Origin of the sequence: Kineococcus lubricus (assembly GCF_050871965.1) — a bacterium.
GTDB lineage: Bacteria > Actinomycetota > Actinomycetes > Actinomycetales > Kineococcaceae > Kineococcus.
This window is the reverse complement of sequence record NZ_JBJLSK010000002.1, coordinates 227,152-241,541: the sequence shown is the minus strand read 5'-3', so window position 1 is coordinate 241,541 and position 14,390 is coordinate 227,152. Positions and strand designations below refer to the sequence as shown.

Genomic DNA, 14,390 nt, shown 5'->3' with positions numbered 1-14,390 from the left:
GGCTGGTGTGGCTGTGGAGCTGGTCCATGAGTCAGCGGTTCGGTCCCTGGCTCGACTTCGAGCTGCCGGGTCGACGCTGTCCGCGGTTCCCCCCGCGCTTGGGCTGCTGGCGCTGACGACGGACCGGAGCCGCCGTGGTGTGCTCAGCAGCGGTCGCAGTGGTCCCGGGGTCGGTCGTCAGCACCTGCCCGCGCCGAGCGGCGCGACGCGCGCGGCGCTCCTGCAGCTCCTTCTCGGCGAGGGAGCCGGGGTTCGGCATGCGGCGGATGACGAAGAACTGCTGGCCCATGGACCACACGTTCGTGGTGAGCCAGTACAGGAGGACACCGATCGGGAAGTTGACCCCGGAGACGGCGAAGATGACCGGCAGGATGTACAGCATCATCTTCTGCTGCTGCGCGAAGGGGTTGCCCTCCATCGACGCCGACGAGGTGTTCTTCGCCATCAGCTGCTTCTGCGTCACGAACTGCGACGCGGACATCAGGACGATCATCACCGCGGTCAGGACGATCGCGTTCCAGTTGCCCGTGCCCCACGAGCGCATGAAGACGTCCGACAGCTGGGCGCCGAAGATCGTGGCGGAGTCGGCCTGCTGCACGAGATCCGCGTTGAGCGGCCCGATGGGCTTCTGCCGGGCGATGCCGTTGAGCGTGTGGAACAGCGCCAGGAAGATCGGGGACTGCAGCAGGATCGGCAGGCAGCTCGCCATCGGGTTCGTCCCCGACGTGCGGTAGAGCGCCATCATCTCCTGCTGCATGGCCTGGCGGGACGCCGGGTCGTTCTTGCCCTTGTACTTCTGCTGGATCTTCCGCATCTCGGGCTGGATGACCTGCATCCCCCGCATCGCCTTGATCTGCTTGACGAACAGCGGGATCAGCAGGATGCGGATGACGACCACGAGGCCGACGATCGACAGCGACCACGCGGCGCCGCCGGCGGGGTCCAGGCCGATCCACGTGAACAGGTCGTGGAATCGCACCATGATCCACGCGACCACCCACTGGATGGGATGGAGGAGGTCGAAGAAGAAGTCGATCATGGGGCGGTGTGTCCTCTCACAGGGGTCTGGCTCACGGGGCCTTCGCCCGTGAGTGGCCCTTCGGCGGAACGGGGTCCACGCCACCAGGGTTCCACGGGTGGCAGCGGAGGAGTCGCCGGACGGTCAGCCAGGTCCCGACGACGGCGCCCCGCGTCCGCAACGCCTCGACGGCGTACGCGGAGCACGAGGGGTAGAAGCGGCAGGTGGGGCCCAGGACGGGCGACACCAGCAGTTGGTAGGCCCGCACGAGCAGCACCAGCACCAGCGCCGGCCACCGCACGGGGTGCCACCACGGCCGCGCGGACGTCGGCTCCCGACGGGTCCGCGCGCCGCGGTCAGTCATCGCGGACCAGTCCCAGCCGGCGCAGACCGCGGTCGACGTCGACGGCGAGTTCGGCCGAGGTGGCGCCCGCCGCGGCGGGCAGGGCCCGGACCACGAGCAGCCCACCCGCAGCGGGCAGCAGGGGCAGGCGCTGCGCGGCGACGTGCCGCAGGCGCCGCTGCGCGCGGTGCCGCACGACGGAGTTGCCGACGGCCTTGGACACGACGAAGCCCACCCTCGTGGGGTGGGCTCGGTCGGTGGCCGCCCAGTGCAGGACCAGGCGACGAGTGCCCACGCGCCGACCGTTCCGCAGGGCGACGGTGAAGTCGTCCCGTTGGCGAAGGCGGTGCTCCGCGGTCAGCACGCGGGCGCGGTGACGGGGATCAGGCGGCGATCTGCGCGCGACCCTTGCTGCGGCGCGCCGAGAGGATGGCGCGGCCGGCGCGGGTGCGCATGCGCAGACGGAAGCCGTGCACCTTGGCGCGACGACGGTTGTTCGGCTGGAAGGTGCGCTTGCTCACGTCGGTACTCCTGTGATCTCGGGCGGGCGGGCCCCGCCGGACTGCCGACGCGGGTCGCAGGGCGACCCGGCAGGCGATGCGGAGCACAATCCCCAGCAGAGTACGGTCCGTGACGCACCCTGGTCAAAGCGCGCGCGAGGCGCCGCCGTCGATCGCGGAGCCCGCCGTCCACAGGGCGCCGGCGGGGACCGTCCGGGCGGTCCGGGGAAGGTACCGTTCCTGCAGAGGTCCGGCGGGTCGTCCCGCCGGGACCGAGGTCCTCGACGGCGGGGCGGAGCGTCCCGACGTGGTGCGTTCGACCGCCGCGGGGTCGCCGGGGCGTCTTCGGGGCACCGGCACGGCGGACGGCACTTGAACGGTGGGCGTCGACGTTGTTACGGTCCCGCTCGACGTGCCGACGCCCGCATCCGCATCGAGGTGCCTGCGGCGGGCCGTTCGTCGCACCCCCGCCGTCATGCACAGCTGTGGACAGGGGTGTGGATGAGCCCCGTCGAACGGATCCGGCACGACGGGAGAGGGCTCGAGTGGAGACCGACGGAGGGGACTTCCCCAGCGTCTGGGAGCGCGCGGTCGCGCAGCTGGACGACGGCGGGATCACTCCGCACCAGCGCGCGTTCGTCCGCCTGACGCGCCCCCTGGGGCTGCTCGACGGCACGGCCCTGCTGGCGGTGCCGAACGAGCACACCAAGGACGTCATCGAGCAGAAGGTCCGCGAGCCGCTGACCCGGGCCCTGTCCGACGCCTACGGTTCGGCCATCCGGCTGGCCGTCACCGTCGACCCCTCGATCGGGCAGATGCTCACCCCCGAGCGCACCGGCGAGCGGTCCGGCGACGACGGGGTGCCCAGCGTCGAGCGCGAGCGGGTGGCCGCGGGCACCGTCCCGGACTCGGAGTCGACGGTCGCGGACGACCGGCGCGCCGGGTTCCGCGGCGACGTCGAGGAGGGGTCCCCGCTCGACGACTCCGACCCCGACCTGCTCTTCACCGGCTACAAGGTCGACCGCGGGGCGGGCACGGGCCGCCAGGCCCCGCGCAACCGCTCCACGAAGATCGAGAACTCGCGGCTGAACCCGAAGTACATCTTCGAGTCCTTCGTCATCGGCGCCAGCAACCGCTTCGCCCACGCCGCGGCGGTGGCCGTCGCCGAGGCCCCGGCCAAGGCGTACAACCCCTTGTTCATCTACGGCGAGTCGGGGCTGGGCAAGACCCACCTGCTGCACGCCATCGGCCACTACGCCCAGAACCTCTACCCCGGGGTGCAGGTGCGGTACGTGAACTCCGAGGAGTTCACCAACGACTTCATCAACTCCATCCGCGACGACAAGGCCCAGGCGTTCCAGCGCCGGCACCGCGACGTCGACGTCCTCCTGATCGACGACATCCAGTTCCTGTCGAACAAGGTCCAGACGCAGGAGGAGTTCTTCCACACCTTCAACACTCTGCACAACGCCAGCAAGCAGGTGGTCATCACCTCCGACCTGCCGCCCAAGCAGCTGTCGGGCTTCGAGGAGCGCATGCGCAGCCGCTTCGAGTGGGGCCTGATCACCGACGTCCAGCCCCCGGACCTCGAGACCCGCATCGCCATCCTGCGGAAGAAGGCCATCGGGGAGCGCCTCGAGGTGCCCGACGACGTCAACGAGTACATCGCCTCGAAGATCTCGTCCAACATCCGCGAGCTGGAGGGGGCGCTGATCCGCGTCACGGCGTTCGCGAGCCTGAACCGCCAGCCCGTGGACATGAGCCTGGCCGAGATCGTCCTGCGCGACCTCATCCCGAACGACGAGACGCCCGAGATCACCGCGGCGGCCATCATGGGCCAGACCGCGTCGTACTTCAGCGTCACGCTGGAGGACCTCTGCGGCACGTCGCGGTCCCGGACCCTCGTCACGGCGCGGCAGATCGCGATGTACCTGTGCCGGGAGCTGACCGAGCTGTCGCTGCCGAAGATCGGCCAGCACTTCGGCGGCCGCGACCACACGACGGTCATGCACGCCGAGCGCAAGATCAAGCAGCAGATGGCGGAGCGGCGCAGCACCTACAACCAGGTGACCGAGCTCACGAACCGCATCAAGAAGCAGGCCGGGGCCTGACCCTCCCGTCCCCCTGACGACGCGCAGGGGGTAGCCACCCGTCGGCTCCGGCCGGCCCCGGTCCGTCCACGAAGGCGTGGACGGGGCCCGCGGTCGCGCACCGGACGACTGCCCTCCCCGCCGCCCCCGCGCGGCTCTGCGGCGTGCCCCGAGACAGGGCGCCGCCGTCCTGCCGATCCCGTCGGTGCCCGATCCGCTCCGGCGCCGCGGCGCGGGCACCGACGCCCGCCTCGCGCGGCGCCTGTCCACAGTCCGCCGGGCGGTGGTCCGACCCCTCGACGAGCCCTCGAACCGGCTGTCCACAGTTGTCCACACGCTGGGGACAGAGATGTGGACGACGGTGCCGCCGACGGTGGACAACCCGGTGGATCGACGGTGGACGAGCGGGGGACGGCCTGGGGACGGCGGTGGACACCGGCGCGGTCGCGCGTGCACCTGTGGACGACGCGGTCGGCGGGTCCTCAGGCCGTCCACACGCCCCCACAGCCCTGGAACGGGCGCTGACCTGCGACGACACCCCGTCGTCCACAGCGTCCACAAGGGTTACTACGACGACTGATCCCTCCATGGTGAAGCTCGTCAGCCCACGTCCAGTGTGGACCGGTTGTGGGGAAGGACGCCCCGGAGGGCGATCGGGGCGGGCTGACGGTGGTGTTCGAACAAGCCGTGCAGGGCGTCCTCCCCGTCCACCACGGAGAGTGATCGTCGGCTCCGGACGTCGACCGGTGGAGGACGAGCGGGCTGTGGAGGCGGCTGCACGCCCCGGGCCGCTCTCCACTACTGTCGGAAGCCGCCCCCCGTGACCACACCCGTGGCTCAGGGGCGGACCGACGCAGGACGACTGGAAGGCGGTGCCTGGTGGAGTTGCAGGTCGAGCGCGACGTGCTGGCCGACGCCGTCGCGTGGGCGGCCCGGGCTCTGCCCTCGAGGCCCCCGGTCCCGGTGCTGGCCGGTGTCCTCCTGGAGGCCACCGAGGAGGGCACGCTGAAGCTGTCCACGTTCGACTACGAGGTCTCGGCCCGGGTCGAGCTGACGGCGGACGTGCGCACGGCCGGCAAGGTCCTGGTGTCCGGGCGGCTGCTCGCGGACATCTCGCGCAGCCTGCCGAACCGCCCCGTCACCCTCACCACCGAGGGCTCCAAGGTCGTCGTCACGTGCGGCGCGAGCCGGTTCACCCTGCTGACCATGACGGTCGAGGAGTACCCCGCCCTGCCGCAGCTGCCGGACGCCTCCGGCGAGGTCGCCGGCGGCGAGTTCACCGAGGCCGTCGCCCAGGTCACGATCGCGGCCAGCCGCGACGAGACGCTGCCGATCCTCACCGGCGTCCGGATGGAGATCGAGGGCGACCGGCTCACCCTGCTGGCCACCGACCGGTACCGGCTCGCGGTCCGCGAGCTGCGCTGGCGCCCCAGCACCCCCGACCTGTCCGCCGTCGCCCTGGTGCGCGCGCGCACCCTGTCCGACGTCGCGCGCTCGCTCGGCTCCTCCAGCGCGCTGACGCTGGCGCTGGCCGACGGCAAGAGCGACCTCATCGGCTTCCAGGCCGAGGGCCGCTACTCGACCTCGCTGCTCGTGGACGGGGAGTACCCCAAGGTCCGGGCGCTGTTCCCGGCCGAGTCGCCCACGCACGCCGTGGTCTCGACCGCGGCGCTCACCGAGGCCGTCAAGCGCGTCGCCCTCGTCGCCGAGCGCAACACGCCCGTGCGGTTGCGGTTCGAGGACGGCGTGCTCTCCTTGGAAGCGGGCCAGGGCGAGGACGCGCAGGCGACGGAGGCCCTGGAGGCCACCCTCGTCGGCGAGTCGATCGCCATCGCCTTCAACCCGCAGTTCCTGCTGGACGGTCTCGGTGCCCTCGGGGCGCCGTTCGCCCGGCTCTCGTTCACCCAGGCGACGCGTCCGGCTGTCCTCACCGGCCAGCAGGACCTCGACGGGGACGACGACGCCAGCTACCGGTACCTCCTGATGCCGGTCCGCCTCGCCGGCTGAGCCGGCGAGAACACCAGCCCGGCCTGGGTGGTCGGGCGCGAGAAGGGAAGCGTCTGACCATGCACATCGGTCTCGTCGGTCTCGGCAAGATGGGCGGGAACATGCGTTCCCGCCTCCGCGACAAGGGCATCGAGGTCACGGGGTACGACCCCAACCCGGACGTCACCGACGTCCCGACCCTCGCGGCCCTGGTGGACGCCCTGCCGTCGCCGCGGGTCGTCTGGGTCATGGTCCCCTCGGGCAAGATCACCCGGGACACCGTGGCGAACCTGGCGCCGCTGCTGAAGGACGGTGACCTGGTCATCGACGGCGGCAACTCCAAGTGGACCGACGACGAGGTCAACGCCAAGCTCCTCGGCGAGCGCGGCACCGGCTACATGGACTGCGGCGTCTCCGGCGGCGTGTGGGGCAAGGACAACGGCTACGGCCTGATGGTCGGCGGGGCCAAGGGCCACGTCGAGCTCGCGATGCCGATCTTCGACGCGCTGCGCCCGGAGGGCCCCCGCGAGGAGGGCTTCGTCCACGCCGGCGGCGTCGGGGCGGGCCACTACTCGAAGATGGTCCACAACGGCATCGAGTACGGCCTGATGCACGCCTACGCCGAGGGCTACGAGCTGCTGGAGGCGAAGGGGATCATCCACGACGTCCCCGCCGTCTTCAAGGCCTGGACCCGGGGCACGGTCGTGCGCTCCTGGCTGCTGGACCTCATGGTCCGCGCGCTGGAGGAGGACCCCAAGCTGGACAACATCCGCGGCTACGCGCAGGACTCCGGCGAGGGCCGCTGGACGCTGGAGCAGGCCATCGAGAACGCCGTCCCGATGCCGGTCCTCGCCGCGGCCCTGTTCGCCCGCTTCTCCTCCCGCCAGGAGGACTCCCCCTCGATCAAGGCCGTCGCCGCGCTGCGCAACCAGTTCGGCGGCCACGCCGTCACGCAGGCCGGGCCCACGTCGGGTACGGGCTCCACGAACGGCTGACCCCTCGCGTGCACGTCGCGCACCTGTCGCTGGTCGACTACCGCTCGTACCCGAGCCTGGAGCTCGACCTGTCCCCGGGCACGACGACGTTCGTCGGCCTCAACGGGCAGGGGAAGACGAACCTCGTCGAGGCCATCGGGTACGTCGCCACGCTGGGCAGTCACCGGGTCTCCGGTGACGCCCCGCTGGTGCGGCAGGGCGCGACGCGCGCCGTCGTGCGCGCCGGGCTGGTGCGCGGCGGCCGCCGTGCCCTCGTCGAGCTGGAGATCACCCCGGGGAAGGCGAACCGGGCCCGGCTGAACCACAACCCGGTGCGCCGCACCCGCGACGTGCTGGGGGTCCTGCGGACCGTCCTGTTCGCCCCGGAGGACCTCGCCCTCGTCAAGGGGGACCCGACCGAGCGGCGGCGCTACCTCGACGAGCTCCTCGTCACGCGCTGGCCGCGGGTGGCCGGGGTCCGCGCCGACTACGACCGCGTGCTGCGCCAGCGCGGGGCGCTGCTGAAGTCGGCCGGCTCGGCGATGCGCTCGGGGCGGGCCGACCCGCACGCCCTGGACGTGTGGGACGAGCACCTCGCGGCCACCGGCTCGGACCTCCTCTCGGCCCGCCTGGCGCTGCTGTCGGACCTGCGGCAGCCGGCCGGTGACGCCTACCGCTCGGTGAGCAGGGGGCAGGGGGAGCTGGAGCTGGGGTACCGCTCGTCGCTGCCGCTGCTCGCGCAGGGGATCGCCACGACGCCCGGCGGTGACGTCCCGAGCCGGGAGGAGCTGCGGGTCGCGCTGCTGGCCGCGATGGCCGACCAGCGCAAGGCCGAGCTCGACCGCGGGGTCTGCCTGGTGGGCCCGCACCGCGACGACCTGGTGCTGACCCTGGGCGGGATGCCCGCCAAGGGGTACGCGAGCCACGGCGAGAGCTGGTCGGTGGCGTTGGGGCTGCGGCTGGCGAGCTACCGGCTGCTGCTGGAGGACGACGTCATGGACGACCCGGGCGGCCCGGTCCTGATCCTCGACGACGTGTTCGCCGAGCTGGACGCGGGGCGGCGCGAGCGGCTGGCGGAGGTGGTCGCCGACGCCGAGCAGGTCCTGGTGACGGCGGCCGTCCCCGAGGACGTGCCCGAGGTCCTGCGCGGTGACCGGGCCGACCGCGTCTTCGTCAGCACCGGGGTCGCGGTCCGGGAGGACGGCGGTGACTGAGCCGCCCGGCGCCGGGGTCCCGGGCGACCCCGCCGAGGCGGAGGAGCCCGCCGGGGACGAGGCGGGGGACGGGCCCGAGGACGGGACCGGTGCCGACCTCGCGCGCACGGCCCTGGGCCGGGCGCGGGCCGCGGCGGCCGCCAAGGGGCTGCGCCCGGGGCGCGCGCCGCTGGGCGGCGGCAAGCCCGGGGACGAGTGGCGCCGCCAGGACGCCCGCCGGCGTGGCGCGTCGGCGCGGTCGGGGGCCTGGCCCGACGCCCGCGACCCGCAGACCCTGGACGCCACGCTGGGCCGGCTGGTCGGGGAGCGCGGCTGGGAGCAGCCCGTCGCCGTGGGCGGCGCCTTCGGCCGCTGGGACGTCGTGGTGGGCCCGGAGCTGGCCGGGCACTGCACGCCGGAGTCGCTGAAGGACGGCACCCTCGTCGTCCGGGCGGAGTCGACGGCGTGGGCGACGCAGGTCCGGCTGCTGACGAGCCACCTGGTGCGCCGGCTGGACGAGGAGCTCGGGCACGGGGTCGTCACCAAGGTCGTGGTCCGCGGCCCGCGGCCGCCGTCGTGGCGCAAGGGCGGACGGTCGGCGCCGGGGGGCCGGGGTCCGCGCGACACCTACGGGTGACCGGCTCGCCCGCCCGACCCCCTGGTACGTGGTCCCCCACGTCGAGGGGGGTCGAACGGCTTAGGGGCCGCGCTGGGCGCGCGCAGCGAGAACTGCGCTCCGGGACGGGGTAGACTGGGACCGAATCTGGCGGTCGACACGGGCCTTGTCACGAGGAACACGAGCGTTCGGGCCCTCCCGCCCGGCCGCCGCCCGCGCGGCCGCCTCGACGCGGAGGGAGCACACCCGCTCGTGCCTGACGAAGAGACGCAAGGTCCGCAGGAGACCACCTCGTCCGAGGTGAACCCCGAGGACGCACCCTCGTTGGCCGGAGCGGTCGCCCCCGACGGTGGCCCCAACCCCGACTACGGCGCCGACGCGATCACGGTGCTCGAGGGTCTGGAGGCCGTCCGCAAGCGTCCCGGCATGTACATCGGCTCCACCGGTGAGCGCGGTCTGCACCACCTCGTGTCCGAGATCGTCGACAACTCCGTCGACGAGGCGCTCGCGGGGTACTGCGACACCATCGACGTGACGCTGCTCGCCGACGGCGGGGTCCGCTGCGTCGACAACGGCCGCGGCATCCCCGTGGACGTCATGCCCGGTGAGGGGCGGCCGGCGGTCGAGGTCGTCCTGACGGTGCTGCACGCCGGCGGGAAGTTCGGCGGCGGCGGGTACGCGGTCTCCGGTGGTCTGCACGGGGTCGGCAGCTCCGTCGTGAACGCGCTGTCGACCCGTCTGGACGTGGAGGTCCGGCGGCAGGGGCACGCGTGGCGGCAGTCCTACGAGAACGGCGTTCCGCTGGCGCCGCTGGTGAAGGGCGAGGAGACCGACGAGACCGGCACGACGATCACGTTCTGGGCCAACGGCGAGATCTTCGAGACGACCGACTACTCGTACGAGACGCTGCGCACGAGCTTCCAGCAGCGGGCCTTCCTCAACAAGGGCCTGACGCTGTCGCTGACCGACGAGCGCGTGCACCCCGAGGACGAGACCGCCGAGGCCTCGACGGACGACAAGCCGCAGCGGGCGGTGAGCTACCGCTACGACGAGGGGCTCATCGACTACGTCAAGCACATCAACGCGCAGAAGAAGAACGAGCCGCTGCACGACACGGTCATCTCCCTGGAGGCCGAGGACAAGGAGAAGGGCATCGCGGTCGAGATCGCGATGCAGTGGACGACCGCGTACTCCGAGGCCGTCTTCACCTACGCCAACAACATCAACACCTCCGAGGGCGGGACCCACGAGACGGGTTTCCGCACGGCGCTGACCGGCCTGGTCGTGGACTACGCGCGCTCGCTGAAGCTGCTCAAGGAGAACGAGACCCTCGAGGGGTCCGACATCCGCGAGGGCCTGACGGCGATCATCTCGGTGAAGCTGTCCGAACCGCAGTTCGAGGGCCAGACGAAGACGAAGCTGGGCAACACCTCCGCGCGCACGTTCGTCAACGCGCAGGTCCGCGAGCACCTCGGGCACTGGTTCGCCGCGAACCCCAAGGAAGCGGCGACGATCGCGCGCAAGGCGCACTCGGCCTCGGTCGCGCGGCAGGCCGCGCGCAAGGCGCGGGAGGCGAGCCGCAAGTCGCTGCTGGAGCGGAACTCGCTGCCGGGCAAGCTGAAGGACTGCCAGTCCAACAACCCGGCCGAGTGCGAGGTCTTCATCGTCGAGGGGGACTCCGCCGGTGGTTCGGCGACCCGCGGCCGCGACCCGCGGACCCAGGCGATCCTGCCGATCCGCGGGAAGATCCTGAACGTCGAGAAGGCCCGTCTGGACCGCGCCCTGGGCAACCAGGAGGTCCAGGCCCTCATCACGGCCTTCGGCACCGGCATCGGCGAGGACTTCAACCTCGACAAGCTCCGGTACCACAAGATCATCATCATGGCCGACGCCGACGTGGACGGTCAGCACATCCGGACGCTGCTGCTGACGCTGCTGTTCCGCTACATGAGCCCGCTCGTCGAGGGCGGTCACGTCTACCTGGCGCAGCCGCCGCTGTACCGCATCAAGTGGCTCGGCGGTGCCGAGCACCACGAGTTCGCCTACTCCGACCGTGAGCGCGACGCGCTCATCGAGGCCGGCCTGGCCGCGGGCAAGAAGCTGCCCAAGGAGGGCCGGACCCAGCGGTACAAGGGTCTGGGCGAGATGAACTGGGACGAGCTGTCCGAGACGACGATGGACCGGACCCACCGCACGCTGCTGCAGGTCACGCTCGAGGACGCCGCCGCCGCCGACGCGGTGTTCTCGATCCTGATGGGCGAGGACGTGGAGTCGCGCCGCAGCTTCATCCAGCGCAACGCCCGTGACGTGAGGTTCCTCGACGTCTGACCTGGTTCCACGTGAAACAGCACCGGACGTCGCGACCTGAGAGGCAACACCCGTGAGCGAGAGCACCACCGAACCCCCCACCGGCGACCGCATCGAGCAGGTCGACCTGCAGGCAGAGATGCAGCGGTCGTACCTCGACTACGCGATGAGCGTCATCGTCTCGCGCGCGCTGCCCGACGTGCGGGACGGGCTCAAGCCCGTCCACCGCCGGGTGCTGTACGCCATGTACGACGGCGGGTACCGCCCCGACCGCGGGTACTCCAAGTGCGCCCGCGTCGTCGGGGACGTCATGGGTCACTACCACCCGCACGGCGACTCCTCGATCTACGACGCCCTGGTCCGGCTCGCGCAGGACTGGTCGCTGCGGTACCCGCTCGTCGACGGGCAGGGGAACTTCGGCTCGCCAGGGAACGACCCGGCCGCGGCCCCCCGGTACACCGAGTGCCGGATGGCTCCGCTGGCCATGGAGATGGTCCGGGACATCGACGAGGAGACCGTCGACTTCTCCCCGAACTACGACGGGCACACCACCGAACCCGACGTCCTGCCGAGCCGGTTCCCGAACCTGCTCGTCAACGGTTCGGCCGGCATCGCCGTCGGCATGGCCACGAACATCCCGCCGCACAACCTGCGCGAGGTCGCCGAGGGCGCGAAGTGGTTGCTCGACAACCCCGACGCCTCCGACGACGAGCAGCTCGCGGCCGTGATGCAGCGCGTCAAGGGCCCGGACTTCCCGACCGGGGCGCTCATCCTGGGCCAGCGCGGGATCGTCGACGCGTACCGCACCGGCCGCGGCTCCATCACGATGCGCGCCGTGGTGACGGTCGAGGAGATCCAGGGCCGGACCTGCCTCGTCGTCAGCGAGCTGCCGTACCAGGTGAACCCGGACAACCTCGCGGAGAACATCGCGACCCTCGTCCGCGACGGCCGGCTCACCGGCATCGCCGACGTCCAGGACCACACCTCGGGCAAGACCGGTCAGCGGCTGGTCATCATCCTGCGCCGCGACGCCGTCGCGAAGGTCGTGCTGAACAACCTCTACAAGCACACCCAGCTGCAGACGAACTTCGGCGCGAACATGCTCGCGCTGGTCGACGGGGTGCCGCGCACGCTGCCGATCCACGCGTTCCTCAAGCACTGGATCAGCCACCAGCTGGACGTCATCGTCCGCCGCACCCGGTTCCGGCTGCGCAAGGCCGAGGAGCGCGCACACATCCTGCGCGCGCTGCTCAAGGCCCTCGACGCCATGGACGAGGTCATCGCGCTCATCCGGGCCAGCGCCACGGTCGAGTCCGCCCGCGACGGCCTCATGGGCCTGCTGGACATCGACGAGATCCAGGCCCGCGCCATCCTCGAGATGCAGCTGCGCCGCCTGGCGGCCCTGGAGCGTCAGCGCATCACCGACGAGTACGACGAGCTGATGCGCCTGATCACCGACTACAACGACATCCTCGCCCGCCCCGAGCGGCAGCGCGACATCGTCGGTGAGGAACTGGCCGAGCTGGTCGAGCGCTACGGCGACGACCGCAAGACGCAGATCCTGCCCTTCGAGGGCGACATGACCGTCGAGGACCTCATCCCCGTCGAGGACGTCGTCGTCACCGTCACCCGCGGCGGGTACGCCAAGCGCACCCGCACCGACCTCTACCGCGCCCAGCGCCGCGGGGGCCGCGGGGTCCGGGGGGCGTCGCTGCGCGAGGACGACGTCGTGGAGCACTTCTTCACCACGACGACCCACCACTGGCTGCTGTTCTTCACCAACCTCGGCCGGGTGTACCGGGCGAAGGGGTACGAGCTGCCCGAGGGCGGCCGGGACGGCCGCGGTCAGCACGTCGCCAACCTGCTGGCCTTCCAGCCGGGGGAGCGGATCGTCGCCGTCCTCGACATCGAGGACTACGAGCAGGCCCCGTACCTGGTGCTGGCGACCCGGCGCGGGATCGTGAAGAAGACGCGGCTGTCGGAGTACGACTCCAACCGCTCCGGCGGGCTCATCGCCATCAACCTCCGCAGCCACGTGACCGAGGACGGTGGCGAGGAGGTCGACGACGAGCTGTTCGGGGCCACCCTGGTCAGCGAGGACGAGGACCTCTTCCTCGTCTCCCGCAAGGGCATGAGCGTCCGGTTCGAGGCGACCGACGAGAACCTGCGCCCCATGGGCCGGGCCACCTCCGGCGTCACCGGCATGAAGTTCCGCGGGGACGACGAGCTGCTCGCGATGGCCGTGGCCCGCGACGACCTCTACGTCTTCGTCGTCACCGAGCTCGGCTACGCCAAGCGCACCAAGATCGAGGAGTACCGCAAGCAGGGTCGCGGTGGTCTGGGGATCAAGGTCGCGAAGCTGAGCGACGAGCGCGGCGACCTCGTCGGCGCCCTGACGGTGGCCGACGACGACGAGGTCCTGGTGGTCATGCAGGCCGGCCGGGTCGTCCGCTCCCGGGTCGACGAGGTGCCGGCCAAGGGCCGCGACACCATGGGCGTCACCTTCGCGAAGCCGGAGAAGGGCGACCGGATCCTCGCCGTCGCCCGCAACGCCGAGCGGGTCATCGACGAGGAGGTGGAGGCCGAGGAGGTCTCCGAGGCCACGACCGGCGGGGTCGAGGACCCGGTCGCCGACGTCGCCGGGGGCGGGGCGGACCTGGCCGCTGCTGAGGGTGCGGACGAGGCGCCGATCGGTGGAGTCCCTGTGCAGAACCCGGGTGATGACCCTGTGGGGGACCGGGCCGATGGCGTACCGTCGTCCGAGGCTCCGACGGGCGAGCCCGATCCCGGAGGTGACGAGTGACACCCGCCGAACGCGCGACGACGTCGTCGGCCGAGGCCGCGGCCCGAGCAGCGGCCCAGCCGGCCGGTCAGACCCCCCGACCCGCGGCTGACGCGGCTCGGGCGGCGAGCGCCGCCGGGCAGCCGGCCCGCCCCCGCAACGGGGTGGACTCGGTGCCCCGCCGGGTGCGGTTGACGCTGGCCCGCGTCGACCCGTGGTCGGTCACGAAGCTGTCGTTCCTGCTCTCGGTGGCCGTCGGCATCGCCCTCGTGGTGGCGACGGCGGTCATCTGGAGCGTCCTGGACGGCATGGGCGTCTTCACCGACCTCAACGGCCTGCTCAAGGACGTCGTGGGCAACGAGGTGGACTTCGACCTGCTCGACTACGTCGGCTTCGGCAAGGTCCTGTCGCTGGCGACCGTCATCGCGGTGGTGGACGTCGTGCTCCTCACGGCCCTGTCGACGGTGGTGGCGTTCCTCTACAACGTCTCCTCCGCGCTGGTCGGTGGGCTGCACGTCACGCTGTCCGACGACTGACCCGGTACGGAGCACCCTCCGCGGTCGGGTAAGGTTGTCTCGCTG

Annotated in this window: 12 protein-coding genes; 8 read left to right on the top strand and 4 right to left on the bottom strand. The window is 71.8% G+C overall.

The features are described 5' to 3' along the window. Positions 1-31: 31 nt before the first annotated feature. The 4 genes from yidC to rpmH are packed head-to-tail and all read right to left on the bottom strand — an operon-like array spanning position 32 to position 1,882. Complete coding sequence (yidC, locus tag ACRYRX_RS02475; protein WP_432510209.1) at positions 32-1,039, bottom strand: membrane protein insertase YidC; 1,008 nt, start codon at positions 1,037-1,039, stop codon at positions 32-34. 31 nt (positions 1,040-1,070) lie between these two features. Continuing rightward, a complete protein-coding gene (gene yidD / locus ACRYRX_RS02470) occupies positions 1,071-1,319 on the bottom strand; it encodes a membrane protein insertion efficiency factor YidD (RefSeq protein ID WP_432510208.1) in 249 nt (82 codons plus the stop codon). A gap of 55 nt (positions 1,320-1,374) precedes the next feature. Next, positions 1,375-1,725 (bottom strand): ribonuclease P protein component, encoded by a 351-nt coding sequence (gene rnpA / locus ACRYRX_RS02465; protein ID WP_432510207.1) that lies wholly within the window; start codon positions 1,723-1,725, stop codon positions 1,375-1,377. A 19-nt stretch (positions 1,726-1,744) separates the two neighbouring features. Then, a complete protein-coding gene (rpmH, locus tag ACRYRX_RS02460; RefSeq protein WP_367639670.1) occupies positions 1,745-1,882 on the bottom strand; it encodes a 50S ribosomal protein L34 in 138 nt (45 codons plus the stop codon). A gap of 524 nt (positions 1,883-2,406) precedes the next feature. Between rpmH and dnaA the strand changes: the two genes are divergently transcribed. From dnaA to ACRYRX_RS02420, 8 genes are all read left to right on the top strand, one after another. Continuing rightward, on the top strand, positions 2,407-3,972 hold the full coding sequence (dnaA, locus tag ACRYRX_RS02455) for a chromosomal replication initiator protein DnaA (protein ID WP_432510206.1): 1,566 nt from the start codon (positions 2,407-2,409) through the stop codon (positions 3,970-3,972). Positions 3,973-4,830: 858 nt separating this feature from the next. Continuing rightward, on the top strand, positions 4,831-5,958 hold the full coding sequence (gene dnaN / locus ACRYRX_RS02450; protein ID WP_432510205.1) for a DNA polymerase III subunit beta: 1,128 nt from the start codon (positions 4,831-4,833) through the stop codon (positions 5,956-5,958). A 59-nt stretch (positions 5,959-6,017) separates the two neighbouring features. After that, positions 6,018-6,932 (top strand): phosphogluconate dehydrogenase (NAD(+)-dependent, decarboxylating), encoded by a 915-nt coding sequence (gene gnd / locus ACRYRX_RS02445; RefSeq protein ID WP_432510204.1) that lies wholly within the window; start codon positions 6,018-6,020, stop codon positions 6,930-6,932. An 8-nt stretch (positions 6,933-6,940) separates the two neighbouring features. Next, positions 6,941-8,125: a DNA replication/repair protein RecF gene (gene recF, locus ACRYRX_RS02440; protein ID WP_432510203.1), complete on the top strand. Its 1,185-nt coding sequence runs from the start codon at positions 6,941-6,943 to the stop codon at positions 8,123-8,125. Then, complete coding sequence (locus tag ACRYRX_RS02435) at positions 8,118-8,741, top strand: DciA family protein (protein ID WP_432510202.1); 624 nt, start codon at positions 8,118-8,120, stop codon at positions 8,739-8,741. The genes recF and ACRYRX_RS02435 overlap by 8 nt, the downstream gene beginning before the upstream one ends. A gap of 231 nt (positions 8,742-8,972) precedes the next feature. Further along, positions 8,973-11,048: a DNA topoisomerase (ATP-hydrolyzing) subunit B gene (gene gyrB, locus ACRYRX_RS02430; RefSeq protein ID WP_432510201.1), complete on the top strand. Its 2,076-nt coding sequence runs from the start codon at positions 8,973-8,975 to the stop codon at positions 11,046-11,048. Between the two features lie 52 nt (positions 11,049-11,100). Beyond that, positions 11,101-13,830 carry a DNA gyrase subunit A gene (gene gyrA, locus ACRYRX_RS02425; protein WP_432510200.1) on the top strand — a complete coding sequence of 910 codons (2,730 nt, stop codon included), beginning with the start codon at positions 11,101-11,103 and terminating at the stop codon, positions 13,828-13,830. A 152-nt stretch (positions 13,831-13,982) separates the two neighbouring features. Then, positions 13,983-14,345: a DUF3566 domain-containing protein gene (locus ACRYRX_RS02420; RefSeq protein ID WP_432510199.1), complete on the top strand. Its 363-nt coding sequence runs from the start codon at positions 13,983-13,985 to the stop codon at positions 14,343-14,345. The last annotated feature ends 45 nt before the right edge of the window (positions 14,346-14,390 follow it).